The sequence below is a fragment of the Aeromonas sp. A04 genome, from assembly GCF_047780465.1.
In the GTDB taxonomy this organism is placed as follows: Bacteria; Pseudomonadota; Gammaproteobacteria; order Enterobacterales; family Aeromonadaceae; genus Aeromonas; species Aeromonas bestiarum.
In genome coordinates, this window is record NZ_JBLNHP010000001.1 from 869,491 (window position 1) to 895,774 (window position 26,284).

Genomic DNA, 26,284 nt, shown 5'->3' on the forward strand with positions numbered 1-26,284 from the left:
GGCGATAGGCAGGCCGGATTGAAACATAAATGTTGCCAACAAATTAACATATAAATAACAATGGAGGCCGTGAGAATGATGCGACTCAGCAACACCTCTCTCATCCCTTTTGCCTGTATGGCTGCTGCGAAGAACCAGGGTAGGATTCTACCCTGGTATTTTTTTATATTTAAATCAGATGATTACCGATCCTGACTGCCGCATACGCGCTCACCCAGCCGAAACAGGCTGAACTCGCCGGGCGCCATTCTGACCCAATCTTCATTGCCGGTCAGCGGACGGGTCGCGATCAGGGTCACCACGTCATCCGGGGTCGTCTCACTCTGAAAATCGATGGCCACATCTTCATCCAGCAGCCTGGCCTCGCCAAATGGCGCCCGCCGGGTAAGCCAGTGCAGGTTGTTGCTGCAATAGGTCATCACAAATTCCCCATCCGACAGCAGCATGTTGAATACCCCGAGTCCGCGCAACTCGTCGCACAGGGTGGCCAGATGGCGAAACATGGCAGGGAAGTTGGCAGGACGCTTGGGATATTTCTGTTCCAGCCGATTGAGCAGCCAGCAAAATGCGTGCTCGCTGTCGGTGTCCCCCACCGGGCGGTGCCGCCCGGTGGCGAGTCGCTTGTAACCGGTCAGCTGGCCATTGTGGGCGAAGGTCCAGTAGCGGCCCCACAGTTCACGGGTGAACGGATGGGTATTTTCCAGCGACACGCAGCCGCGGTTCGCCTGCCGGATATGACTGACCACGGCGCGGCTCTTGATGGGCAACGCCTGGACCAGCTTGGCTATCGGCGACTGGGCACTGGGCTCGGGATCCTTGAAGGTGCGAAACCCCCTCCCCTCATAGAAGGTGATCCCCCAGCCATCCTTGTGTGGCCCCGTCTTGCCGCCGCGCAGCATCAGACCGGTAAAGCTGAAGCAGATGTCGGTCGGCACATTGGCACTCATGCCGAGCAGTTCGCACATAAGCAGCGGACTCCTTAATTACTGGGCCATCTTTTTCAATCAGCGGGACCAGCCTGATGCGAAGCACCCCTGCCGATCCCGCCGCTTATCGGGGCAGGCACAACCGGGACATGGCCTGGCGAGGCCACACATCCCGGCTGGACATGCTGCCTTACTTGGCCATCTCTTTTTCGACCAGCTGGATCAGGATATGGATCACCTTGATGTGCACTTCCTGAATGCGGTCGGCATAGCCAAAATGCGGCACACGGATCTCGACGTCGGCCAGACCCGCCATCTTGCCACCATCCTTGCCGGTCAGCGCTATCACCTTCATGCCCTTGGCATGGGCGGCTTCGATGGCCTTGAGGATGTTGCCTGAGTTGCCGCTGGTGGAAATGCCGAGCAGCACGTCACCACGACGGCCGACCGCTTCCACATAACGGGAGAAGACGTAGTCGTAGCCAAAGTCGTTGGAGACGCAGGAGAGGTGGCTGGGATCCGAGATGGCGATGCCGGCATAACCAGGACGGTTCTCGCGATAGCGGCCGGTCAGCTCTTCGGCAAAATGCATGGCATCACAGTGGGAGCCCCCATTGCCACAGGAGAGCACCTTGCCTTCCTGCTTGAAGGAGTCGGCGAGCAGCCTAGCGGCAGCTTCAATGTTTTTCAGATTCTGCTCATCTGCCAGGAACGCCTGGAGCACGCCGGCAGCTTCGGTCAATTCATTGCGGATCAGTTCTTGGTACATGATGTCTCTTCCAAAATATGGGCGATGTCATTGTCGCACAAGCCAATCCCGGAGTCGCCCCCCCGCCCGTCAAGATGCCGCCTGCAGGACGTTATGCCGATCACAGAGCCAAGGTAACAAGCTTGTAAACAGCTTGATAAGTTTGTGCGTATGAATTACAACAGGGGCCATATCCAACAGGTCAGACCTCTGGATCAGCCAACCCACTTTTCACCCAACTTCGGCAACTCATGCAAGGAGCGAAAAATGACGACGACCCTCACTCTGCTCGGGGTGATCCTGGTGATCGGCGCCATGGCTTATCGCCGGGCGTCTCTGTTCACATCCACGCTTGCCACGGCCGCCGCCCTGGTCGCCGGCACATTCTATGGCCATGTCCCCCTGCTGGTGTGGGCACTGTTCGCCGTGATTGCCATCCCCCTCAATCTGGTGGATTTTCGCCGCAATCAGCTGACCAAGCCGCTGTTCAAGCTCTACAAGTCCATCATGCCGGAGATGTCCCGCACCGAGAAGGAAGCCATCGAAGCGGGCACCACCTGGTGGGAAGCCGATCTGTTTGCCGGCAACCCGAACTGGAAGAAGCTGCACGCCATCCCTGTCAGCGTGCTGTCAGCCGAAGAGCAAGCCTTCATGGACGGTCCGGTTGAAGAAGTCTGCCGCATGGTCAACGACTGGGAAGTGACCCACGAGCGGGCCGATCTCTCCCCTGAGGTGTGGCAATACCTGAAGGACAACAAGTTCTTCGCCATGATCATCAAGAAGAAATACGGTGGTCTGGAATTCTCCGCCTATGCCCAGTCCTGCGTACTGCAAAAACTGTGTGGCGCCAGCGCCGTGCTGGCCTCCACCGTGGGCGTGCCCAACTCCCTCGGCCCGGGTGAGCTGCTGCAGCACTACGGCACCGATGAGCAGAAAGACCACTACCTGCCCCGTCTGGCAATCGGCAAGGAGATCCCCTGCTTCGCACTGACCAGCCCGGAAGCGGGTTCAGACGCCGGCTCCATCCCCGACTTCGGCATCATCTGCAAGGGTGAATGGGAAGGGGAAGAGGTGCTCGGCATGCGGCTGACCTGGAACAAGCGCTACATCACGCTCGCACCCATCGCCACCGTACTGGGCCTGGCCTTCAAGCTGCGCGACCCGGATCACCTGCTGGGTGAAGACGAGGAGCTGGGGATCACCTGTGCCCTGATCCCGACCCACATCAAGGGGGTCGAGATCGGTCGCCGCCACTTCCCGCTCAACGTGCCGTTCCAGAATGGCCCGACCCGTGGCGACAATGTGTTCGTACCGCTCGATTTCATCATAGGCGGCCCGGCCATGGCCGGTCAGGGCTGGCGCATGCTGGTCGAATGCCTCTCGGTTGGTCGCGGCATCACGCTGCCTTCCAACAGCACGGGCGGCGTCAAGATGCTGGCCCTGGCGACCGGCGCCTACAGCCGCATCCGTCGCCAGTTCAAGCTTCCCATCGGCAAGATGGAAGGCATTGAAGAGCCGCTGGCCCGTCTCGGTGGCAACGCCTACATCATGGGCGCCGCCGCCAACCTGACGGTGACCGGCATCGATCTGGGGGAAAAACCCTCGGTCATCTCCGCCATCGTCAAATACCACCTCACCGACCGTGCCCAGAAGTGCATCATAGATGCCATGGACATCCACGGCGGCAAGGCCATCTGCATGGGCCCCAACAACTATCTGGCCCGTGGCTATCAGGGTGCGCCCATCGCCGTCACGGTAGAGGGTGCCAACATCCTGACCCGCAGCATGATCATCTACGGTCAGGGCGCCATCCGCTGCCACCCTTATGTGTTGCCGGAGATGCTGGCCGCCAGCCACCCTGACAAGGATCAGGCGCTGAAGGATTTTGACAAGGCGATGTTCAGTCACGTCGGTTTTACCATCAGCAATCTGGTGCGCAGCTTCTGGCTGGGCCTGACCGGTGCCCGCCTTGCGCCCGCACCGTTCAAGGATCAGACCAAGGGCTACTACCAGCAACTCTCCCGCCTCTCTGCCAACCTGGCCTTCCTGTCAGACATGGCGATGGGCACCCTGGGCGGCGAGCTCAAGCGCAAGGAGCGGGTCTCCGCCCGCCTGGGCGATGTGCTGAGTCAGCTCTATCTGGCTTCGAGTGCCCTCAAGCGTTATCAGGATGAGGGTCGTCAGCAGGCGGATCTGCCGCTGCTGCACTGGGCGCTGCAGGATGCCATGTTCAAGGCGCAAGAGGCGATCGACGAGCTGCTGCGCAACTTCCCGAACCGCTGGATTGGCTTGGCCCTGCGCGTCATAGTGCTGCCCCTTGGCCGTGACATGAAGCGCCCGAGCGACAAGCTGGACAGCCAGGTTGCCCGTCTGCTGCAGACGCCGAGCGAGACTCGCAGCCGTCTGGCCATGGGCCAGTATCTGACCCGCGAAGAGGGCAACCCCTTCGGTCTGCTGGAACAGGCACTCGATGACGTGCTCTCTGCCGAACCGCTGTTTGAGAAAGTATGCAAGGCTGACGGTATCAAGCGTCCGTTTATGCAGCTGAACAAGGTGGCGGATGCAGGTCTGGCACTGGGAGTGCTCAACCAGACCGAGGCTGACTTGCTGCGCCGTGCCGAAGAGAGCCGCCTGCGCACCATCAACGTCGATGATTTTGACCCCATCGACCTGGTTGCCAACAAGGCCCTGTTCGAGCCATCGGCCTATCACAGAGCAGCCTGACCCACAGGAAAATAGTCAAACGCCTCCCATGTGGAGGCGTTTTTTATGGGCCTGGATCACGATGACAACAAAGAGATTTCACAGATCAAATTTTATTTCCCAATAAGTTTCCTATCCTTAGTGAAGCAGTTAATGTAAGCACAGGATCCCAAACAGGATTGCATGATGGATGACCAAATCCTGATTATTGACGATGACGATCTGCCCCTTCTCGATAACCAGCAGGCTGGATGGAAGGTGATGATTGTGGACGATGAACCCGAAGTGCATCGCATCACCAAGATCACCCTGAGCAAGTTTGAATTCGATAACAAACCCATTGAATTTTTGCATGCTTATTCAGCCGCGCAGGCCAAGGAGTTGCTCGCCAAGACCCCGGATGTAGCCTTGTTGCTGCTCGACGTCGTCATGGAAGTCGATCACGCCGGTCTCGATGTAGTCAAGTTCGTACGCGAGGATCTGCAGAACAAGATGGTGCGCATAGTGCTGCGGACCGGACAACCGGGTCAGGCGCCGGAAGATGATGTGGTCACCAACTACGACATCAACGATTACAAGGACAAGACAGAACTTACCTCCCAGAAGCTGAGGACCCTGCTGCGGGCCAGCCTGCGTTCATACCGCGATATTCGTACTCTGGAGAGCAATCGCCAGGGGCTTGAGAAGGTCATCGAGGCCTCCAAGGGGATCTTCGAGAAACGGGCGCTGCGCCAGTTTGTCGAAGGAGCTCAGGAGCAGCTCGGTGCCCTGCTCAATCTGGAAGAGTCCCAGATCTATGATGTAAAGCAGTTTGCCTACGAGGTGCGGGATCAGATCCTGGAGCCCCTGCTGCCTGGCCATCCGTCCGTGCGGCTGGTCGATGCCCCCCTGATCTTGCGCCAGGCCATGGCCAATCGCACCAACGTCTATGACGGCAACCAGATGGTGCTCTACTGCCAGAATCCCCGTCATCACCTGCTGTTTCATATCGAGACGACCCGCCATCTCAGCCAGATGGACACGGGCCTGCTGAGCCTGTTTACCGAAAACATCATAGTGGCGCTGGAAAATATCCGGCTCAACGAGGTCATCGCCGACAACCAGCGCGAGATCATCTACCGCATCGGTGAGCTGGTGGAGACCCGATCCAAGGAGTCTGGCCTGCACGTCAAGCGGGTCGCCCTCTACACAGAGCTGTTCTGCCAGTTGCTCGGCATGAGCGAAGAACAGAGCGAGCTCATCAAGCGCGCCTCTCCCCTGCACGACATCGGCAAGGTGGGGATCCCGGATGCCATCCTCCACAAGCCGGGCAAGCTGACCCCGGAAGAGTGGGAGATCATGAAGACCCACGCCCAGCTGGGGCAGGACATGCTCTCCGGCAGCGATCTGGCGCTGTTCCAGATAGGCGCCACCATAGCCGGCAACCACCATGAGAAATGGAATGGCAGCGGCTATCCCCGCGGCCTCAAGGGCGATTCAATACCGCTCGAAGGGCGAGTGGTAGCGCTGGCCGACGTGTTCGATGCCCTGGGCTCGGATCGCTGCTACAAGAAGGCGTGGCCATTGGACAAGGTACTGGCGCTGATTGAAGAGGAGAAGGGACAGCACTTCGATCCCCGGCTGGTGGAGCTGATGCTGGCCAATCTGGACAAGTTCCTCGAGATCCGCGATCAGCACAAGGATATCTACGTCGGGGATCACTGATCCTCCCTCACCCCGACTGGCCAACCGCTACACATGAAAAAGCCGCCTCAACAGGGCGGCTTTTTCATTCAGGGCAGACTCTTACTGCTCGGGCAGGTTCAAGTCCAGCTTGGCCTCGGATTTGGCCCCCTCATTCTCTGCCTTCTGCGCAGCCATCGCCTTTTGCAATGCCCGGCGTTTTTGCAACAGGATGAACCCAACCCCGCCGAGCAGAGTCACTAGGATACCGACGCCGCCCAGCAACCAGAGCAGCCAGCCGCTGCTCTCTTTCTCCTCAAATTTCACCTGGTCGGGTACGGCTGCCGAAGCCGCGGACGCGGCCGAAGGGGGCGCCGCCAGCACGGGGAAGATGTTGAATGACTTGACCGGCAGAGTGACCTGGATCTCGCGGCCCAGGCGGGTGGTCCCGAACAGGGTGGCGGTCACGTCATACTGGCCCACCTCCTTGATGACGGAGAGATCGACCTCCACCCTGGGTTCGGTCGCCACCGCGCTGAACGCCATGCTGGCCCCTACGGTATTGGTTGCCTTGCCCTTGATGATCACCGAGGCGGGATCCAGCTCATCGCCGTCAATCAGGAAGGAGAGCCGGGCACCGTACTCTTTCGACGGCGCCGCCAGGGTATAACCGACCGGTAGCGGATAGATCAGCACATCCTGATAGCGGGCGCGCGAGAAGACCTGATTGCCGGTGCTGTAGAGCGCTCTGTATTTGCCGGCCGGGACATCCAGCACCGCCTTGGCGGTCATGATGCCATCACCCGGCACCTCGTCGAGCCCCTTGCCATCATCGCGATAGTGGCCGAGCACCTCATCCAGAATGGGCTCGCCCTGCTGCTTGGCATCATTGAAGCGCTGCAGCTTCACCGTCATGCCGAGATCCGTGAGGTAGTAACCCTCCTTGGGCGGGGCATCGTCGATCAGCAACCAGGACTTGAGCTTGACGATTTCCCCCTGATAGAGCTGGGTCGGCAGCAGATCGGTTTCCAGTTTGATGTTCGACAGGATGCGCACCCTGTTTTCAGGATCCACCTCACCTATGGCCTGCCAGGGACCCGGCATGGGATCACGGATGGTGATGAGATCCTGATCCTTGAGCGCCAGCCAGCCCACCTCGGGCGGCGTCACCTTGCCGACATACAACTTGCTGCCATCGGGCCGCACCAGGATCACCGAAGGGGTGCCCGGCTTGCGCGTCACTATGAAGGTGATCTCCTTCACCCCGTAATCGATGCGAAAGCGATTATCGAGCAGGGGAATGTCGGAGGGGGCAAACACCTCGTTGGCCCCGGCCGTCAGCGAGGTCAGCAGCAGCAGACCGCTCCATAGCTTGCTCATTGCCGCCACAAGCAGGCTCCTCCTTTCTTCTGGACCAGATCCAGCCTCGCCTCGTGCACGGCTTCGATGTCGGCGCCGGCACGCACGACCTTGAGTGGCGGACGGTTGCTCTCCAGTCGACGGATGCTGGTGTCCTGATTGCGCTCGTTCTCCTGGCTTTCGGTGGCCAGGTTCAGCTTGGTCTGGCCACCCGTCATCAGCAGGTAAACGTCGGCCAGGATCTCCGCATCGAGCAAAGCCCCGTGCAAGGTCCGGTGGGAGTTGTCTATGCCATAGCGATCGCACAGCACATCCAGGTTGTTGCGTTTGCCCGGGAAGAGATCCCTCGCCATCGCCAGGGTATCTGTGATGCTGCAGATATCCTTGGTCTTGAAGTTGAGTCCGAGCTTGCCGAACTCGTAGTCCATGAAGCTCACGTCAAAAGGCGCGTTGTGGGCGATAAGCTCGGCGCCACGGATGAACTCGATGAAGTCGTTGGCGATCTGGCTGAACGGGGGCTTGTCGACCAGGAAGGCATCCGTGATGCCGTGCACCTGGATGGCCTCGGGATCCACCAGCCGATCCGGCTTGATATAGACGTGGTAGTGATTGCCGGTCAGCTTGCGGTTGATCACCTCCACACAGCCGATCTCTATGATGCGGTGTCCCAGATAGATGGGGCCACCGGCTGTGTTCATACCTGTGGTTTCAGTATCCAGAATGATCTGGCGATTCAGTTGGGGTGTGTTCATGATCCAATCTATGTCAAACTTCGGCCTTACCCGCTAGTTTACCCCAAGACTCATGCTAAAAAAGATCGATTGCTCATGTTAAAACACATTGATTTATACACGGATGGTTCCTGCCTAGGCAATCCTGGCCCGGGTGGCTATGGCGCCGTCCTGGTCTATGGCGATCACCGCAAGGAGATTTCCGGTGGTTTTCGGCTGACCACCAATAACCGGATGGAGCTGATGGCCGCCATCATGGGGCTGCGCACCCTCAATGCGGCCTGTCAGGTACGGCTCACCACCGACAGCCAGTATGTGCGCCAGGGGATCACCCAGTGGATCATCGGCTGGAAGAAGAAAGGATGGATGACCTCAAACCGCCAGCCGGTCAAGAACGTCGATCTCTGGAAGGAACTGGATGCGGAAGTGGCCCGCCATCAGATCGAGTGGCTCTGGGTCAAGGGGCACTCGGGTCACCCCGAGAATGAACGCTGCGATGAGCTGGCGCGCGATGCCGCCAGTGGCAAGCAGCTCGCCGAAGACACCGGCTATCAACCCTGATCCCACCTGTCAAAGGGTGACGAGCGTCTTTGACCAGAGCGGTCGCGAGTTGTTCGTCTAGGATATGGGTTACCAGCCCTGACGCGCCATGCCCGGTGCCGCTATCGACTCAGGCAAACGCCAGCGACGGCGCACCGGGATGAGTGGAAAACGCCGCTTGCGCGCCGCTATCACATAGACAGATGCAAAGGGTCTGAAGTAATCCCGCCCCACACTCTCCCGCCACCAGCCGATCCGGCTCTGCTTGCTCATGAACGAATAGCCGAAGCGCTCATCAAACATCACCTCGCAACCGAGCAGTTGCAACCAGTCGGTGACCCGCGCCGGGGTGAACATGCGAGCCGACCAGGGCAGATGTTGACGCAGGAAAGGCAGACAATGACCGATACCGACCAGACTGAGCGGGTTATAGCCGCTGACGATGAGCCAGCCATCGTCGGTCAACACACGTTCGGCTTCACGCAGCACCTGATGGGGATCGGGCGAGAAATCGAGACAATGGGCGAGCAGACAGGCATCCACGCTGCCGGTTCGTACCGGCAAGGCCAGTGGATCGCCCTGGATATCCAGCAGCCGACCACTGGTCGCCACCCCTATCTGGTGGCGGATGGAAGAGCAGCCACAGGAGAGCTCGGCGCTCAGGGCGCCGACTTTAAGCAGATGATAACCAAACAGATGTGGGCACCAGCTGTCGAGCCGCTCCTGGATCTCGGCCGCCACCCAGTCCCCCATGGGTAACGCCGACCAGCTGGTCGGGATCTCGATTTGTTGTTCGGTACGTGCCAACTGCATAATAGGGCTCAACTTGGGGTTCGAACGCCATCCAGTTATATAAGATACCCTCCATAAAGAGAAGCAGACTCATGTATCCAGTGATCACAGTTCCAGCCTTTAACGACAACTACATCTGGTTGATCCGACACGAAAATCACTGTCTGGTGGTCGACCCTGGCGATGCGGCCCCCGTGCTGGAGCGGCTGGCGGTGCTGGAGCTGCAACTCGACGCCATCCTGCTGACTCACCACCACCAGGATCATGTGGGCGGCGTCACCGCCCTGCTCACTCACTTCCCCCATGCAAGACTCTATGGCCCCAAACATGATCCCATGCCTGATCACCACGGTCAGTGGCTCGATGACGGGGATCAGATCAACTGGCATGGCCTGAGCCTGGATGTCATCCACGTGCCAGGCCATACCCGTGGCCACATCGCCTACCACGGCCATGGCATGCTGTTCTGTGGTGATACCCTCTTCTCCGCCGGTTGTGGTCGCCTGTTCGAAGGGACCCCGGCCCAGATGCATGACTCGCTGCAACGGCTCGCCGCCCTGCCCGACGACACCCTCATCTATTGTGCCCATGAGTACACCCTCTCCAACCTGCGTTTCGCCTACGCGGTCGAGCCCGACAACAGAGCGATCCAGCAGCGGATCGGGCTGATCAGCAAACTGCGCCAGCAGGGCCTGCCGAGTCTCCCCTCCCGGCTGGGTGATGAGCGTGAGTTCAACGTTTTTCTGCGCTGCGAACAGGATTCCGTGAAATTTTCTGCTGAGAAACACGCCTTAAAATGCTTGGAAAATCCAGAGGATACCTTCGCCGTGCTACGCAGCTGGAAGGACGTTTTTTGAACAAACCTTGATCAGGGGGCCATTGCCCCTTATGATGCCAGCTGTTTTTCAAGAGATGACCTGAGCGAGATGAAGGTACGAACGGCCTTATTGGCGGCGCTGTTTCTCAGCGGCTGCCAAAACCTGAGCCATCAGGATGACCGGGCGCTAACGGCAATCGAGCCGATCAAGTCCCCCCAAGTCAACAAAAAAGCGTATAAAAAACATTCTGCGCGCTTCCTGTTTGGTGACGAACAGATAGACGAACTGGATGACACCGAGAACCTGTGGGTGCGTATCAGCGATGATATGCAGTTTGATCCGCAGGAGAACGACCGTGTCCGCCAGCAGCGCGATTGGTTACTACGCAATGATAAGCATCTGGCGACCATTGCCAGCCGGGCTGAGCCCTACCTGTATCTGATGGTAGAGGAAATCGAACGGCGTGAGCTGCCAATGGAGCTTATTACCATCCCCATGATCGAGAGCATGTTCGATCCCCACGCCCGCTCCCGCAGCAATGCAGTCGGTCTGTGGCAATTCGTCCCTGCGACCGGCAAGAACTTCGGCCTGCGCCACGACAGCTGGTATGACGGCCGCCGCGATGTATTGGCTTCCACCAATGCCGCGCTGGATTATCTGGAGTACCTGAACCGCTTCTTTGATGGTGACTGGCTGCAAACGCTGGCCGCCTACAATGCCGGTGAAGGGCGCGTGCGCAATGCCATAGTCCGTAATCAGAAGGCCGGTCGTCCAACCGACTACTGGTCCCTCGATCTGCCCCGTGAGACCCGGATGTATGTGCCCAAGATCCTGGCCATGGCTGACATGATCCGCAACGCGGACAAATACAATGTCACCCTGCCGGTACTGGCCAACAAACCGCAGCTGCGGGTGGTCAACACCGGGGGTCAGATCGATTTGAACGTGGCTGCCCAGCTGGCGGGTCTGCGCCCGGCCCAGTTGAAAGAGGTCAATCCGGCCCTGAGCCGCTGGTCGACCTCGCCTCAGGGCCCCTATCGCCTGCTGGTACCGGTCGAATATGCCGATACCCTGGAACTGGCCCTGGCCGATCTGCCCCAGAGCGAGCGCATCCGCACCCGCTCCTATCAGGTCACCAGTGGCGATACCCTCTCCCGCATCGCCCAAAATCACGGGGTGAGCGTGCAACAGCTCAAGCTGGCCAACAATCTGCGTGGCAACAACCTGCGCCGTGGCCAGACCCTGATGATCCCGACCGGTGGCAGCAAACAGGTCAGCAGTCAGGCAGCCCAGAGCAAGTCGCAGCAGATTGCCAGTCGCAGCGGCAGCAAGATCCAGTACAAGGTGCGTTCCGGTGACAATCTCTGGAGCATCAGCCAGGCACACGGGGTGACCCATGATCAGCTGGCCAAGTGGAACGGTCTTAACGCCAAGTCGGCCCTGAAACCCGGCATGAAACTGGTGGTCTGGCCCAAGCAGGGCAAGAGCAGCAACAAGTCCATGGTCTATCAGGTTCGTCGGGGTGACTCCCTCTCCTCCATCGCCGCCCGCTTTCAGGTCGCCGTGATGGATGTGATGCGCTGGAATCAGCTCGGCAAGAGCGACTACCTCAAGCCGGGTCAGGAACTGACCCTGTTCGTGAAGAACAACAGCTGAGCCGCCGTCACTTCATAAAAAAACACCCCGCCAAGTGCGGGGTGTTTTTTTATCGATGCCGACTGCTGGTGCAGCCGCGGGCCATCAGGGAGTGATGGCCTGGGCCGCGAAGCGCGCCATGATGGGATTGTGATCCGATGCGTCGGTCGCCGGGCTGCTCACTTCCACCAGGTCCAGATTGCGGTAGTAGAGGTGATCCAGCGGACGGCCAAATGCGGTACGGCGCAGATCCGGCACCGGAATGGCTTCCTGCAGCCCTAGCTCGCCCACCAGCTTGTTCAGCCAGAATTCGCGCTTGTCGCTCCAGGTGTTGAAATCCCCCGCCAGAATGACAGGCCCCTGATGGCGATGGATGAGGGCGGTCAGATCATTGAGCTGCTCGCGGAAGGTAGCCATGCCCAGTTCGAAGTTGACCGCATGCAGGTTCACCACCAGCACACCGTCAGGATCGCCCTGCAAGGGGTACAGGCTGACCAGACCGGACTTGGGAATGCGTAGCAGAGGCTCTGGCGAACGAACGCCGCAGACGAAGGCCTGTGGCGTTTTGGCGACCGTCATGACGCCAAACGAGACGCCACCCTGGGTGAACGCCTGCAACTGTTGCCACTGGAACTCACCGGCCTTGAGCCACGCCAGCATGTCCGGACGGGTCGCCGACTCCTGCAGCAGCACCAGATCCTGGGATTTCGCATACTCGTCCAGCCCCTCTCGCCAGTTTTTACGCTGACCCTTGTAGAGGTTCCAGACTGTGATGCCAAACTCGCGGGGCAAGGCGGTGGACGCCAGCGCTACCAGCGGCGGCTTCTGGCAATTGACGCCGGGAATGATGCCCTGCGCCGTCACCAGATGATCCTGATCCGGCACCTCGAAACAGCCGACCAACCCCAACGTCAGCAGCGACGTTCCCAGAATGCGATAACTATTTTTCATTGGCTAACAACCACCTGCCTCTGCATTGTGTCATGACCATCACAAATGTCATCGCAGCCGACTAGGCTCATGACTCGTGTCCGGCCCGGCGCATCCAGAAGGAATTCAACGATGGCGAGACAGCACCAGTACCGCGTGACATTTTATGATCAACAAGGAAATTGTCATCAAGTGGAGCTTTCCACCGTCTATCAGATCAGACGGGATCCCCAGTGCGATCTCTGCCTGTTCGACACTGAGCAGTGTGTCGGCTCGGAAGAGATGCTGGAACGCATGATACGGCAAAAAACCGGCTTTGAGCAGGAAATATCCATCATCAACGCCCGGCTGATCTGAGCCGGATCAGACTGGAACCGGGCGGGATTTGCCCTGATCGTCGATAGCGACGTAGGTGAAAATCCCCTCGGTCACGCAGTAACGCTGGGCTTCGTTTGCACGCAGCACCGGCTTGACCCAGACCTCCAGTTTAAGACGCATGGAGCTGCGGCCAATCTTCAGGCAACGCCCGTAGCAGCACACCACATCGCCTACCTTGACCGGGCTGTGAAAGGTCATGCCCTCGACGGAAACGGTACAAATACGTCCTTTTGCCAGCTCCTTGGCCATTATGCCCCCACCTATATCCATCTGGGACATGATCCAGCCCCCGAAGATGTCGCCATTGGGGTTGGTATCGGCTGGCATTGCCAGGGTTCTCAGCAACAGCTCCCCATCGGGGTGACGTCTTGTATCTACCATCATTACCGCTCTCTCTATCATGGATGGCGGCATGATAGGGGGCGAGCCCCGCCTTGGCAAACCTCAATTGCCCGCCGTGCCAAGCCATTGGAGCCGCCTGTGCCCCACCGCCATGCCACCCCATAGAACCGGGCGGTATGCTCAGCTGCCCTGTGCGGCCAGCTCGGCAAACCAGTGGGCCGGATCGGGCCAGCGATAGGCAAAACCGAGTTGCTCACAGATGCGCTGACCCTCGACCGGGGCAAAGATCCCGGCAGGCTCGATGAAGACGGGTACCGGCAAGCCGAGCTGGCGGGCCGCAAAGGGATAAAACTGCTCGCGGCGCGGATGGACCGGCGCACTCAGGTTGTAGGCATCGCCATCCTTGCCTTGTGCCAGCATCAGCTGGCAGGCGGCCACCACGTCATCCAGATGCACCAGGTTCACCGCCTGGCCACCACCCTCCAGGGTCTTGCCCGCCAGGAAACGCCCTGGATGGCGTTCCGGGCCGTACAGGCCGGCGGGACGCAGCACCATGGCACACTTAAAACCTGCATCCAGCACCGCCTGCTCGGCGGCCAGCATCCGCATCCCGCGGGCGTGGGCAGGAGCCGGCTGCTCATCCTCCCCCTGCCCAGGCGCCCATACCGAGGTGGCGCTCACGAACAGTACCCGCTGCACACCCGCAGCCTTTGCCAGCTGGCACAGGCGGGCGATGGCCGCCGGGTAATCCTCCGTCTTGCTCGGTGGCACACAGATCACCAGCTCGCGGCAGTGCAGCGACAAGGCGTCCAGCTGGGCCGACAACTGCAGCGGCCAGGCCGCTACCCCTTCGGCCGTCAGGCGCGCGGCCTTCTCAGCCGAGCTGACCGTCACCACCACGGCCTTGCCTTGCGCCTGCAATGCCCTCGCCAGCGGCAGCCCCAGCCAACCCGCCCCCACTATCCCCGTCTGCTGTTTACATTCTGTTGTCATTGGCAAAATCCTGGCAAAAAAAAACGGCCATCCATGATGACCGTCGAAAGTAACGAAGGAAATAGCTGGATTGACCAGTTACCTCCCACAGCGGGAAAATCGGGAGCGCAGGCTCCTAATTCGTGGGGCCTATGCTAGTGGCAGGCAGGCCAAAAAGCTTTGAAGCGGATCACAGTTGAAAAGGATTTCTGAAAACGCTTTCAATTTTTTGGCTGCGCATCGACGAAGAATTGGCCCATTCAGGGCCAATTCTGTCTCGTCAGGCGACGGATTCCCGTCTGACCAGCTCGGCTTCGAACTTGAGCGCCAGCCCGTCGACCGGCTTGTGATCCAGCAGGCGCAGGGCCAGCTCGGCCGCCCGTCCCCCCATCTCCTCGATGGGATAGCGCACAGTGGTGAGCTTGGGGTAGATGTAGCGGGCGTAGGGTATGTCATCGAAACCCACCACAGAGATCTGCTGCGGTATCTTGTAGCCGCGCTCCAGCAGGCAGGAGATGGCCCCCGCCACCATGGCATCGTTGAAACCGAGCACGGCGGTAAATTCGACGCCCCGCTCCAGCAGCTCACCCATGGCCACATAACCGCCATTCTCATCGGCGAAGGCACGACCAATCAAGGCGGGATCCAGCTCGATGCCCGCCCGTTGCAAGGCATGACGGTAACCCGCCATCCGCTGCTGGCCGTCGACGAACTCTTCATCATCCGAGGTCACGAAGGCGATCTTGCGGTGACCCGCATCCAGCAGATGCTGGCAGGCGGTGGTGATGCCGGCCTGGTTGTCCAGCCAGACACAACGATCCTCGGCGCCCGGCACCTGGCGGTTGATGAAGACGATGGGGGTATTGCCGGCCACCAGCTCGCTCAGCTCCTCGTCGGGCAGCGCCTTGCTGTGCAGGATCAGCGCATCGCACTGACGCTGCAGCAGCGCCTGGATGGCGTGACGCTCGCGCACCGCATCGTGGTTGCCGGACATGACGATGGTGAACTTGTCCGCCTTGTCGACCATGGTCTCGATGCCGCGCATCATCTGGGCGAAGAAGGGGCCACCACACAGGTCCCCCACCAGCACGCCGATGCAGTTGGAACGCTTGCTGACCAGTGCCTGGGCAAAACTGTTGGGACGAAAATTCAGTTCCTTCATGGCCGCCAATACGGCCTCACGCTTTTCTGGTGCCACCTGAGCCGTGTTGTTGATCACCCGCGACACAGTTGAAATGGACACATTAGCCAACCGAGAAACGTCTTTAATCGTTGCCACTATCAATTCCTTTGTTGGGGAAGCCTGTCTGTGTTGATCGAGCGATTATATCGAACCTGTCAGACCAAGACGTGGCGCCCGATCACCTGACAGGTTTCCTTTTGTAACAAAACCTTATGGGATAATAACCATTTTGGGGAAGGAAAGGGAATCTGGCAGCCGCCGGGGCGGCTGCCGTCTCAATAAGCGTGACTCAGCTCGCGATCGGACATGAAACGCAGCGGCTGCTGCAGCTTGTGCTGATAGATGAGATCGAACGACAACACGTTCTGCACATAGTTGCGCGTCTCCTTGTAGGGGATGCTCTCGACCCAGACATCCATCGGCTTGTCCGCACTCTGGTCGCGCCAGCGTTTGACCCGGCCAGGCCCGGCGTTGTAGGCCGCCGCAGCCAGGATGCGGTTGCCGTCATACACATCCAGCAGCCGCTTGAGATAGGCGCTGCCGAGGCGGATGTTCATGGCGGGATCGAACAACTGCTGCTCGTTGCGATAGGGCACCCCCAGCTTGCTGGCGGTCTCCCTGGCGGTGGCCGGCATCAGTTGCATCAGACCGCGCGCCCCGACCGGCGATTGCGCCAGCGGATAGAGGGCGCTCTCCTGGCGGGAGATGGCGTAGAGCAGGCTGGTGTTCATGGTCCGCTCCTGCGCCATCTGGGAGAAGGTGCGCTTGAGCGGCAACGGGAAGCGCAGGTCGAGCGCATCCCAGGCCTCGGCCCGGATGCTGGCCAGGATCGCCAGCTCATGCCAGCCCTGATTGAGGGCGATGTGGCCAAACTCGATGCGCTGGGCCACGGGGTTGCGATCCATGTTGTGGATCCACTCAGAACGCGCCGCCGTGATCTCGTTCATGTCGAGCAGTTCACGCACCCGCAGCAGGAAGGGCCAACGGGCGCTGGCGGTGCGCCAGTCCGGCACCCGCTTCACCGCACTCTGGTTCTTCATTCGATAGGGTACGCCGCTGCGTTGCGCCGCCATGAAGCCGTAGAAGCCGCGCAAATTGGCGGTTTCCAGATAGAGATCCCGCGCCGGTTTCTTCTGACCCTGCACCTCCAGCGAGCGGGCCAGCCAGTAACGCCAGCGATCCTCCTTCTGCAGGGCGATGGGCATGCGCTTGACCCAGCCGGAGAGCCCGCGCCAGTCCTGCTCCCAGATGGCGAGCCGGGCCCGCAGCTCCAGCAGATCCGGATCGACCAGCCGCACGACTGTGGCATCCACCCAGCCGCGCTGGGCAGTGGCACGATCCAGCAGCAGACGGCGCGCCACGGCTCGCTCCACCGGTTTGAGCTCTGTGGGGGTCAGCCCGAAGCGCGTACGCATCGCGGGCAATTGTCTCAGCACGGATTCGGGCTGCTGATTGGCATAACGGGCCAGGCCCAGCAGCAACAGTCGCTTTGAGGGGGCCGCGGTGGAAAAATAGGCCGGGTTCATCGCCTTGGCGGGCTGCTCGAACAGGGCGATCATCTGATCGCCATAAGGCTGCATGCCGCTGCCAAGCTGGACGCCGAGATGGCGGATCAGATTCGGGTTCTCAGCTTCAAACGCCAAGGTCATGCGGGTCCAGATTTTCTCCTGGGTGCGCAAACCGGCCTGCTGCCAGAGCTGGAACAAGGGGGTGCAGGCATCGGGACGAGACTGGCCACTGAGCCAGAGCTTGCCCGCCTCCTGCAAGGCCTGCGTCTGCTGCCCCGTGTAGTAGCGCGCCTGATAGTGCATGCAGAGCAGATCGGTGGAACTCGGCTTGGCCGGGTAGAAGCGCAGGAACTGGGACCACTGCTGGCTCTGGGCCAGATAGGTGAGGTAGCTGCGTTCCAGCCGGTTGGATTGCGGCGTGTCACCGTGCTGTCGGATGAAACGGGTCACGTCGTCATACTCTGCCGCCCCGGGCCGGAAGGCCAGCTGGTAGTAATCCAGATAGGGCAGCAGCGGATAATGGGTCAAACGGGCACGAATTTGCTGGAAACGGGCCTGATCGTCGGCACGAACCGCATCATAGGCCTGTCGATAGAGAGACTGCTCCGTGGTTTGCGCCGCGACTTGCGCCAGCAGCCCTGGCACGCACAGCGCCGATAAAATGATTCCCTGCACGGCTTTCACGAAAGACTTCTCCCTTGAGAGGCAATGCCACCGCCCGCTGGCGGTGGTCTTGTATCCCCTCATTCTACCCGTTAACGCCCAGGGCTACAGCTCGCTCACCACACTATTTTTCGCCCCTGAAACGGCGCCATCAGGGCGGGCAAGACGTTTGACATAACGCTCCAGATAGGGGACGGGCAGCGGCTTGGAGGCCAGGTAGCCCTGATAGAAATGGCAGCCCTGTGCCTGCAGAAACTCCAGCTGCTGGCGTGACTCCACCCCCTCTGCCGTCACGTTGAATCCCATGTGACGCGCCATGGCGATGACGGCCTCGACGATGGCCATGTTGTCGCCATCCTTGGGAATGTCCTGGATGAAGGAGCGATCTATCTTGAGCTCATCGGCCGGCAGCCGCTTGAGGTAGCTCAGGGAGGAGTAGCCGGCGCCGAAATCATCGATGGCGAAACTGATGCCGAGCACCTTGAGCTCGCTCATCTTGCTGATGGTGTCTTCCGCATGGCCGAGCACCACGGACTCGGTGATCTCCAGATTCAGGCAGGCGGGATCCATACCGGTGGCGGCCAGCACATCGTGAATGCGCTCGACAAAGTCGGTGGCATGGAACTGCTTGGCACTGACATTGACCGACAGCTGGGGGATGTGGATGCCGTTCTCTTCCCACAGCACATATTGGGCGCACGCCTCGTGCAGCACCCAGTTGCCGATGTCGACGATGAGATCCGTCTCCTCGGCGATGGGAATGAACTCGGCGGGCGAGACCAGTGCCCGCCCCGGCGGTTGCCAGCGGATCAGCGCCTCGACGCCGATGATGTCCCCCCCTTCCACCATGTGCTGCGGCTGGTAGTAGAGGGTCAGCTCCTGCTGGCTCAAGGCATTGCGCAGCTCGTTGTGAATGAGCAGCCGACGATCCGCCTGCTGCTGCATGGAGGCATCGAAGAAGCGCCTAGTCTTGCGGCCCGCCGATTTGGCCTGATACATGGCGGTATCCGCCTGCTTGAGCAGATCGTCCACCCCCTGCTCACGGCCGGGGAAGAGGGTAATGCCGACGCTAGCGCCTATGTGCAGCACCTGCCCGCCATGGGTGTAGGGGGCGGCGATCTCGCTGATGAGCCGCTCGGCGATGAGGTCGGCCTGCATCTCCGCCTGGGGCGGACTGGCCGACAGGGAAGGCAGCAGCAGCACGAATTCGTCGCCACCCAGCCTCGCCAGGCAATCCCCCTGGCGCACCAGCCGTTTGAGACGCGTGGCCACCTCCTTGAGCAGCCAGTCGCCGGTGGCGTGACCCAGGGAGTCGTTGATGGTCTTGAAGTGATCCAGATCGATGAACAGCAGGGCCCCGATCAGGTTGTCGCGGCTCGCCTCGCTGAATGCCTGCGCCAGGGTTTCGTGCAGCTGGCGGCGATTGGGCAGGCCGGTCAGCTCGTCGTAGTAGGCGAGATCCTGGATGCGGCGCTCGGCCTCCTTGCGCTCGGAGATGTCTTCGAAACAGATGACGAAGTGGCTGATCACCCCCTTGTCATCCTGCACGGGCGTGACGATTTCCCACTGGGGATAGATGTGACCATCGACGTGCAGGCGCAGGGTCTCTCCCTGCCAGCGGCTCAGGGTGTTGAGCTCATAGCCCAGCCCCCCCAGCCCTGACCAGAGATCATTGCCAAGATGCAGACCTATCACCCGCTGGCTGTCAAAGCCGGTGATCTGGCTGAAAGCATGGTTGACCCGCAATATCTTGAAGTCGGGATCCGTGATGATGATGCCTTCATGGGTTTCGAAGGCCACCGCTGAGAGCCGCAGCTGGGCATCGCTCTGCAATCGCTCCAGCTCGGCCACCATACGCACGGAGAAAATGGTCAGCACTGAGCCCAGGTTGGGGATCTCTATCTCGCTGGAGAAGAGCAGCGCCAGATGACCCAGGATCTGACCGTGTCGGTCGAACAGCGGCTGGGCGTAATAACGCTGCCCCGCTTTCAACTGCGGATTGAGCTGGCAATCGGCCTCGATGGTGACCACGCAGGCCTCACCACGCCGATAGACCTGCTGGCAGGGCATGCCGGCGAGTTCGTACTCCTTGAGGTCGATCCCGTGACAGGCCAATACCTTGAGGCGATCGCTGCTGGTGCGCTCCGCCAGCCAGACCGCATCCGCGACCAGAATATGGGCGAGCTGGTTGATCAGGGTATCGAAAAAGTCGAGCCCGGTTCTGGCGGAGAGCGCCTGGGCCAGCTGGGCCAGCAGGGGATCTTGCAACAGGGGCAGTTGCTGGGACAGCTCGGCGGGCAGCGGCGTGCTGCGGGTGGTATCGAGCGGGGCCAGCCAGCCACAGCATACCTGCTGGGCAGAGACGTACTGGCCGCTCCAGAGCACATGGCGCACCTCGCCATTCTCGTCCATCAGGTGACCGATGAACTGGGCTGGCTGGCGTGAATGATAAAGTCTGGAGAGAAAATCAGAGAAGCCGGGTTCATCGTCCACGGCCAGCTGACCGGCCCAGGGGTGTGGCCCCTCCCCTTGCCATAGCTGGTAAGAGGCATGATCGGACAGGCTCCACTGCTCATGTTGCCGATCATAAAACCACATCATCTGAGTGGCCTGCTGTTTCATCTACTACTCCAACACCACGACAACCACGTTCACTACCCTGACAACTTGATAGAGCCCACAACCCCCTCTCGCACTAAGGGCATAGGGCGATACGTGAGGAGTGCAAAAGAGGCGAGACTATGCGGTGAAAACCGGACATGAGGTCGACATGCGGCGCTGCCAAGAGGGGACAGAAACGATCCAAGTTTCCCCATACTGCCTGCCAGTTTCATGGAGCTCAAGCGCTTTTTGGCGCAGAACGGGAAAAGATCACAATTTATAAGTCGCGTGATAGTAAAGGATTCATTTCGTGACACAGATCACATTTCAATATTCCGCCATGAGTAATCTGAAGGTGAAGACACAAGCAAGACGACCCGAAGGGGGCCAATATGAAAATCGAAATTACCAGCAAAATCATCGACATCACCCCGGCTATCCGCGAGCGCATTGAATCCCGCTTTGAAAAGCTCGAACGTCTTCAGGTGCCTCTTATCACACCCCATGTGATTGTCTCCAAAGAGCGTCTGATGTTTATCGTTGAAGCCAGTGCTGGCATCCCCAACGGCAAACTGTTTGCCCAGGCAGAACACGAGGATATGTACGCCGCCATCACCGAACTGGGGCAAAAGCTGGAACGTCAGCTCAACCGCCACATCGAGAAGCCCATGGCCCGTCGTGCGGCCGCCAGTGCCAAGGACGTCGTCCCCCAAGCGGATGAAGCCGACGCATAATCTGCCGCACATCACACGAATCAAATACCAAGGCGGGATCTTCCCGCCTTTTTGCATCCTGACGTTGCCGCGAGCCGGTACTCCCCCCCTCCTTGCCCCGTCTCAGCTTAACCAGTGCAGGCGGGCATCCACCCCCTGTTGCAGCGCATCCAGTATGGGCAGCATGAGCAGCGGATCGTCGCGCCTCGGTTGATCCGCCAGCTTGCGTTGCCAGCGCTCGCGACCCAGGGGCGAGAGGTTGTCATACACGGCGGGCTCCAGCGCCGGCTGCGGGCCCAGCAAGGGCGGCGAGCGCAGCGCCAGCCAGAGCCTGACATCCACCATGGAGCCCCCCTGCTGCAGCCGCTCGTTGAGCCGCACACCCTCCCCGTCGTCCTCACCCCCTTGCAGGGGGGCCACCGCCGGCAGCGCAAAGCGGCTGCGCCAATCCTGGGGATCCGGTCTGGACACGGCCGCCGGATCGAACCAGGGCTGCTCTTCCACAGCGTCGGTCAGCAGGGCCAGGTGCAGACGAAAGTCGGCCCTGTCGCCGTGCTGGAGATCCCGGTTGAGACGTTGCCCCAGTTGGGCCTCGTCAACCAACAGCTGATCACGTATCGCGCTGGGTAGCATGAGATAACTCTTGGAAATGGTGGTTTCATCGCTTATCGGCCGCAAATCGGATCCTGTGAGCAGGAAAAATCCCGCCAAGGGGTTCACAACAGCGGAAGATCTGTTAGTATGCGCCTCGCACTTGTGGAGGGGTTCCCGAGCGGCCAAAGGGATCAGACTGTAAATCTGACGGCTCTGCCTTCGAAGGTTCGAATCCTTCTCCCTCCACCATTTCAAGTGCAATCACGGCGCGAGTCGTGGATAAAAATTGGCAATACCCCGTGGAGGGGTTCCCGAGCGGCCAAAGGGATCAGACTGTAAATCTGACGGCTCTGCCTTCGAAGGTTCGAATCCTTCTCCCTCCACCATTTCAAGTGCAATCACGGCGCGAGTCGTGGATAAAAATTGGCAATACCCCGTGGAGGGGTTCCCGAGCGGCCAAAGGGATCAGACTGTAAATCTGACGGCTCTGCCTTCGAAGGTTCGAATCCTTCTCCCTCCACCACCCTTCAGAAAACCCGGCCTGCGCCGGGTTTTCGCATTTCTGGCCAGGCGCGACCGGCCGAGCCGCATTCAACAACTCACATAAAAAAACGGGAGGCCTGAGCCTCCCGTTTTGCATCAACCTGCCTTACAGGGTGAAACGATAGAAGATGTCCACCGCCTGGGCCACCCCGCTCATGGCCTGCAGGTAGAGTCTGGGCATCAGCTCGTAGCGCAGCTTGAACTCGGCGATGGGGCTGAACACACCAACCCCGTACTGGAACTGCAAGCCGGGCAGCAGATAGGCCGACAGGGTTACCTGGGTGTTGTCACCGCTGCCGGCGGTATCGAGCGCCACATCGCTCATGCCGAGAGATTCCCCCAGACTGGAGACAACGCCGTTGGCCTGGCTGACGGCACCGGCCACCAGCAGACCGTTGAAACCGCCATCCTCGCCACTGGTCTGCAGCCCCTTGCCGCGCAGCAGATAGGAGAGCTGCTCTGACTGGGCCATCTGCGGCTCCGAGTAGACGGTGATTTTGGGCTTGCTGGCCGGCCCGGTCACCCGCACCCCCACCGTCACCTTGTCCTCTATGGTATCGGGATCCCGATACGCCTCTATGTTGAGGAAGGGCTGATCGAGGGGGCCGGAGAAGAGGATGCGGCCATCCTTGATGATGAGGTTCTGGCCATAGGCCTTGAAGCGGCCATCATTGAGCACCAGCTGGCCGTTGCCCGCCAGCGGCCGGGACGGCTCCTGGCGGATGTTGATGCCCCCCCCCACCTTGGTCTTGAGGCCCATGGCCTCCAGCCGCACGTCGTCACCGAGCCGGATCGCCAGCTTGATCGCCATCGGCAGCGGCGCCGTCTTCGGCAGCGGCGGCAGATCGTCATAGACCACGGTCACGTCGTCGGAGACGGCCACCGCACTCTCGGGCAGGCTCTTGACCAGGATCCGCGCCCAGGGAATGTCGACCTGACCCGTGATCAGGGTCTCCTCTCCCAGCGAGATGGCGATGTCGGGGGAGACCCGCACCCGTCCCATGCCAGGATACTGGGCTTCCAGCTCCTTGCCCTGAATGGTGAGGCTGCCGCTGACCGGCATCCTGGCCCAGCTCAGCCAGCCCCCCAGCGCCAGCGGGCCCTTGCCCACCAGCATGGTGCCGTCGAGCTCGGCCCGGTTGCCCTCGATCTTGAGCCGGGTCACCAGCTTGGAGAGGGTCACCATGTCGGAATGGGTCTGCACCTCCCCATCCAGCAGGTTGAGCTGACCAAACAGCAGGGGGGCGGCCAGGGTGCCATCGAAGCGGGCATCGGCGGAGATGATCCCCTGCAGAGAGCGCACCTCGGGGATGAGCGGGGCGAAGGTGGTCAGCTTGAGATCGTCAAATTTGAGCTGACCCGACAGCTGGCCACGGCCGGACGGATCCTTGATCAGCATATCGGTATCGATAGTGCCTATCTGCTTGGAGACGAAGTCGAGCCGGATCGCCGCCTGCTGACGCTCGAAATCGACCCCGAGCTCGAGGCGCTGGTAGTCGGTCTTGAGCTCATCGGCGACCAGGGTGCCCGGCGTGGTACGCACTGTGGCGTGCAGGGTCGGCTGGTTGCCTCGCCAGCTGGCCCGGCCATCGGCGGAGAGCACCGCCAGCCAGCGGAAGTTGTCCGGCAGCCAGGGGCGCAAGCGCTTGAGATCGAAGCCGCTCAGGGCAAATTCGAGGCTGCCCTGCTGGGCCGACACCTGGCTGCCCTTGACGCAGAGGCTGGCCCCCTGAGATCCCAGGCAGAGATCCCCCATGGTCAGCCGCTGGCGCGGCAGATCGAGGTCCAGCGCCCAGGGGGCGGTCAGCTCCCAACGGCGCAGCGGCGTCTTCAACTTGAGTTCCCCGAGGGCGCCGCGCCAGCGATCCCCGCGCAGGCCACCGCTCAGCTTGAGGTTGGCGGCCACGGGATCGCCCTTCATGGTCAGCGACAAGACATGCTGATTGAGGTCGCCGCTCAGGTTCAGGGCCAGCTGGCTGAGCGCGTTGGCACCCTGCGCCAGGCTCGCCACCGTCAGCGCCAGCTCGCCGGCCGGCTTGTCGCCGACCAGGACATTGCCCTTGATGGCAATCCCTTTCAGATCCGTGCCCGCATAGTAGAGCCGGCTGGCGGCCAGATCTGTGGTGACCCGCGGTGCCTGCTGATTGCCGGTGAGGCGCACCTGCCCCTTGATGTCCCCCTTCAGGCCGGGGTAGAGCCCGGCCAGGTTGGGGGCATCGATATCCGCGTCCAGCTTCCAGGTCTGCTGGCTCAGGCTGCCCTTGGCCTGCAACTGGTTGGGGCCGCTTTGCAGCGCCAGCGCGGGGATGGTCCACTCCATCTTGTCGTTGCCGCTCGCGCTGCCCTTGATGGCCAGCGGATACTGGTTGAGCTTGCCGTCCACCTTAAGCTCGGGCAGTTGCAGCTGCCAATGGCCGGCGTCATCGAGTTCGAAACGGCTGGCAATCTTGCCCGCCAGGGACCCCTTGAGCTCGGGCACCAGCTCGGCCGGATTGATCCCCTTGAACTCCGTGGTGCCCTGCCAGCGAACCCCCTGGTCCCAGGCCAGCTTGCCATCGAGCTTGAGCTCCCCTTTCAGGGCGTTGAGCAGCAGGTTTATCTGGTGCAGTTGTGCCAGATCCCCCTTGCCCGTCAGCGCCAGCTTGAAGGGGGGCACGTCCGTGCCCTTGCCGGCGGTATTCAAGGCAAACTGATAGCCGGAGAGCTTGCCCTTGGCGGTCAGGCTGCCCTTGTCCAGCTGATAGCTGGGCTCATCTTGAGTCGGTTTGTGCAGCGGCCAACCGAGGCGCTTCCACTCCAGCCCCAAGTCAAACGGCAAGTCAGGGTTGAGGGCGGCCAATGATCCCTTGAGGTTGGCGGCCACAGGCCCCTTGGCTTGCAATGCCAGCGCCAGCTTGCCTACCGAGCCACCCAGGGTCAGGGTCGCCTGCTGCCCTTTGAGTTCGCCATCCAGCAGCCCCTTGCGGGCCTTGGCATCCAGGGTCAACTCGAGCGGATAGTCCTCGATCAGCCGGACATGGCCCTTGAGCGCCAGATCCGCCATGGCATGGCGCAGGGAGAGCTCACGCACCTCGATGCGCTCCTCTTTGGCACTGGCCGACAGCCGCAGGGTGTCGAGCCCTTCGATCAGCTCCCCTTGCTGATAGCGAAACGCCGTGGCCTGCAATCCTTCCAGCTGGATGGGGAAAGGCAGCCGGATGGCGGGCAGCTCGATGGGTGCCGCCTTGGTTGCCTTCTGCGCCTTGCTCTCATCCGCCGGCTTCGCCTTGGCGGTGACAGGCGACTTGGCCGCAGCCTTGTCTTGAGAGGTTGCCTTGCCGGCAGCAGGTTTGGCGGCATCGGCAGCCGGTGTCTCGGCCAGAGTGACGTTCAGACCGTCCAGCACGGGCCCGCGCACTATGAGCCCCTTGCGACTGAGGGTGGCGCCTATGTCGAGGGACTTGAGAGTCACACCCACACCGGGCACCGCCAGATCGAGATCCGCCACCTTGAGGCTGTCGACCTGGATCCTGAGGGGCAGCGGATGCCAGACGAAGGGCTCTGACGGCTCTTCCGGCACAGGCTCTGACTCGGCGACCTTGACCACGGGGTGGGTGACCGTCAGGGATTTGATCCAGAGCTTGCCCTGCAACAACTTGCCCAGATCCCAGTCCAGCACGGCGCGATCGACTGTGACATCCACCAGCTCGTCCTGCCAGCCGACCCCTTCCAGGGTCCAGCCATAACCGAGTTGGCCCGCCACCAGCTCCCCCTTGAGGGAGGGCAGCGCCGCCCTGGCCTGCAGCCACAGCCACTTGTTGCCCTGATGGGTGAAGCCCAGCAGGCTGACGCCGATGAGCAGCAGGAAGACGAGCCCCATCAGCCAGAGAAAAATGCGTTTTACCCAGATCACAGCGCAGACCCCCGCGAAACATGCAGCCGCAGCGGCCAGGAAAGAAAACAG

20 protein-coding genes and 3 tRNA genes are annotated in these 26,284 nt (G+C 60.7%); 10 read left to right on the top strand and 13 right to left on the bottom strand.

Annotated features, from left to right (window positions below; all coding sequences use genetic code 11):
- Positions 1–182: 182 nt before the first annotated feature.
- Both ACM3N8_RS03865 and lpcA read right to left on the bottom strand, forming a co-directional pair.
- Complete coding sequence (locus ACM3N8_RS03865; protein WP_042872409.1) at positions 183–965, bottom strand: class II glutamine amidotransferase; 783 nt, start codon at positions 963–965, stop codon at positions 183–185.
- Positions 966–1,116: 151 nt separating this feature from the next.
- A complete protein-coding gene (lpcA, locus tag ACM3N8_RS03870; protein WP_042872411.1) occupies positions 1,117–1,695 on the bottom strand; it encodes a D-sedoheptulose 7-phosphate isomerase in 579 nt (192 codons plus the stop codon).
- Between the two features lie 246 nt (positions 1,696–1,941).
- Between lpcA and fadE the strand changes: the two genes are divergently transcribed.
- Both fadE and ACM3N8_RS03880 read left to right on the top strand, forming a co-directional pair.
- A complete protein-coding gene (fadE, locus tag ACM3N8_RS03875; protein WP_290017032.1) occupies positions 1,942–4,398 on the top strand; it encodes an acyl-CoA dehydrogenase FadE in 2,457 nt (818 codons plus the stop codon).
- A gap of 165 nt (positions 4,399–4,563) precedes the next feature.
- Entirely contained in the window at positions 4,564–6,081 is a 1,518-nt protein-coding gene (locus ACM3N8_RS03880; protein ID WP_378080386.1) for an HD domain-containing phosphohydrolase, read from the top strand.
- A gap of 81 nt (positions 6,082–6,162) precedes the next feature.
- Here ACM3N8_RS03880 and ACM3N8_RS03885 read toward each other — a convergent pair whose 3' ends face one another.
- Together ACM3N8_RS03885 and dnaQ are read right to left on the bottom strand one after the other, a co-directional pair.
- Complete coding sequence (locus ACM3N8_RS03885; RefSeq protein ID WP_098984477.1) at positions 6,163–7,419, bottom strand: TIGR03503 family protein; 1,257 nt, start codon at positions 7,417–7,419, stop codon at positions 6,163–6,165.
- Entirely contained in the window at positions 7,416–8,150 is a 735-nt protein-coding gene (gene dnaQ / locus ACM3N8_RS03890; RefSeq protein ID WP_042034628.1) for a DNA polymerase III subunit epsilon, read from the bottom strand. The genes ACM3N8_RS03885 and dnaQ overlap by 4 nt, the downstream gene beginning before the upstream one ends.
- A gap of 75 nt (positions 8,151–8,225) precedes the next feature.
- On the opposite strand from dnaQ, the gene rnhA reads away from it, so the two are divergent.
- Positions 8,226–8,690, top strand: coding sequence for a ribonuclease HI (gene rnhA / locus ACM3N8_RS03895; protein ID WP_042872419.1), 465 nt, complete (start codon positions 8,226–8,228; stop codon positions 8,688–8,690).
- 69 nt (positions 8,691–8,759) lie between these two features.
- On the opposite strand, the gene ACM3N8_RS03900 is transcribed toward rnhA, so the two are convergent.
- Positions 8,760–9,482, bottom strand: coding sequence for a class I SAM-dependent methyltransferase (locus ACM3N8_RS03900; protein ID WP_043138495.1), 723 nt, complete (start codon positions 9,480–9,482; stop codon positions 8,760–8,762).
- Positions 9,483–9,553: 71 nt separating this feature from the next.
- Between ACM3N8_RS03900 and gloB the strand changes: the two genes are divergently transcribed.
- Complete coding sequence (gene gloB, locus ACM3N8_RS03905) at positions 9,554–10,318, top strand: hydroxyacylglutathione hydrolase (RefSeq protein WP_241324614.1); 765 nt, start codon at positions 9,554–9,556, stop codon at positions 10,316–10,318.
- A 69-nt stretch (positions 10,319–10,387) separates the two neighbouring features.
- Entirely contained in the window at positions 10,388–11,935 is a 1,548-nt protein-coding gene (locus tag ACM3N8_RS03910; protein WP_098984479.1) for a LysM peptidoglycan-binding domain-containing protein, read from the top strand.
- Positions 11,936–12,019: 84 nt separating this feature from the next.
- Here the strand turns inward: ACM3N8_RS03910 and ACM3N8_RS03915 are convergent, their stop codons facing one another.
- Positions 12,020–12,865 carry an endonuclease/exonuclease/phosphatase family protein gene (locus tag ACM3N8_RS03915; protein ID WP_042872428.1) on the bottom strand — a complete coding sequence of 282 codons (846 nt, stop codon included), beginning with the start codon at positions 12,863–12,865 and terminating at the stop codon, positions 12,020–12,022.
- A gap of 111 nt (positions 12,866–12,976) precedes the next feature.
- Here ACM3N8_RS03915 and ACM3N8_RS03920 point away from each other — a divergent pair, with 111 nt between their 5' ends.
- Complete coding sequence (locus ACM3N8_RS03920; RefSeq protein WP_042872430.1) at positions 12,977–13,201, top strand: hypothetical protein; 225 nt, start codon at positions 12,977–12,979, stop codon at positions 13,199–13,201.
- Between the two features lie 6 nt (positions 13,202–13,207).
- On the opposite strand, the gene yciA is transcribed toward ACM3N8_RS03920, so the two are convergent.
- The 5 genes from yciA to ACM3N8_RS03945 form a co-directional block, all read right to left on the bottom strand.
- A complete protein-coding gene (gene yciA / locus ACM3N8_RS03925) occupies positions 13,208–13,606 on the bottom strand; it encodes an acyl-CoA thioester hydrolase YciA (RefSeq protein ID WP_080741131.1) in 399 nt (132 codons plus the stop codon).
- 138 nt (positions 13,607–13,744) lie between these two features.
- Positions 13,745–14,557 (bottom strand): SDR family oxidoreductase, encoded by an 813-nt coding sequence (locus ACM3N8_RS03930; protein ID WP_290017035.1) that lies wholly within the window; start codon positions 14,555–14,557, stop codon positions 13,745–13,747.
- Between the two features lie 259 nt (positions 14,558–14,816).
- Positions 14,817–15,815 (bottom strand): LacI family DNA-binding transcriptional regulator, encoded by a 999-nt coding sequence (locus ACM3N8_RS03935; RefSeq protein WP_043557209.1) that lies wholly within the window; start codon positions 15,813–15,815, stop codon positions 14,817–14,819.
- Between the two features lie 179 nt (positions 15,816–15,994).
- Complete coding sequence (locus ACM3N8_RS03940) at positions 15,995–17,911, bottom strand: transglycosylase SLT domain-containing protein (RefSeq protein WP_416015475.1); 1,917 nt, start codon at positions 17,909–17,911, stop codon at positions 15,995–15,997.
- 84 nt (positions 17,912–17,995) lie between these two features.
- Complete coding sequence (locus tag ACM3N8_RS03945; protein WP_043138511.1) at positions 17,996–20,512, bottom strand: putative bifunctional diguanylate cyclase/phosphodiesterase; 2,517 nt, start codon at positions 20,510–20,512, stop codon at positions 17,996–17,998.
- 371 nt (positions 20,513–20,883) lie between these two features.
- On the opposite strand from ACM3N8_RS03945, the gene hpf reads away from it, so the two are divergent.
- Positions 20,884–21,225, top strand: coding sequence for a ribosome hibernation-promoting factor, HPF/YfiA family (gene hpf / locus ACM3N8_RS03950; protein ID WP_043138515.1), 342 nt, complete (start codon positions 20,884–20,886; stop codon positions 21,223–21,225).
- 102 nt (positions 21,226–21,327) lie between these two features.
- On the opposite strand, the gene ACM3N8_RS03955 is transcribed toward hpf, so the two are convergent.
- On the bottom strand, positions 21,328–21,837 hold the full coding sequence (locus tag ACM3N8_RS03955) for a VC2046/SO_2500 family protein (protein WP_098985185.1): 510 nt from the start codon (positions 21,835–21,837) through the stop codon (positions 21,328–21,330).
- Between the two features lie 125 nt (positions 21,838–21,962).
- On the opposite strand from ACM3N8_RS03955, the gene ACM3N8_RS03960 reads away from it, so the two are divergent.
- From ACM3N8_RS03960 to ACM3N8_RS03970, 3 genes are all read left to right on the top strand, one after another.
- A tRNA-Tyr gene (locus ACM3N8_RS03960) sits at positions 21,963–22,047 on the top strand.
- Positions 22,048–22,099: 52 nt separating this feature from the next.
- Positions 22,100–22,184 (top strand) — tRNA-Tyr (locus ACM3N8_RS03965).
- A gap of 52 nt (positions 22,185–22,236) precedes the next feature.
- Positions 22,237–22,321 (top strand) — tRNA-Tyr (locus ACM3N8_RS03970).
- A gap of 126 nt (positions 22,322–22,447) precedes the next feature.
- Here the strand turns inward: ACM3N8_RS03970 and ACM3N8_RS03975 are convergent.
- Positions 22,448–26,233 (bottom strand): translocation/assembly module TamB domain-containing protein, encoded by a 3,786-nt coding sequence (locus ACM3N8_RS03975; RefSeq protein ID WP_416015476.1) that lies wholly within the window; start codon positions 26,231–26,233, stop codon positions 22,448–22,450.
- Positions 26,234–26,284: the final 51 nt, after the last annotated feature.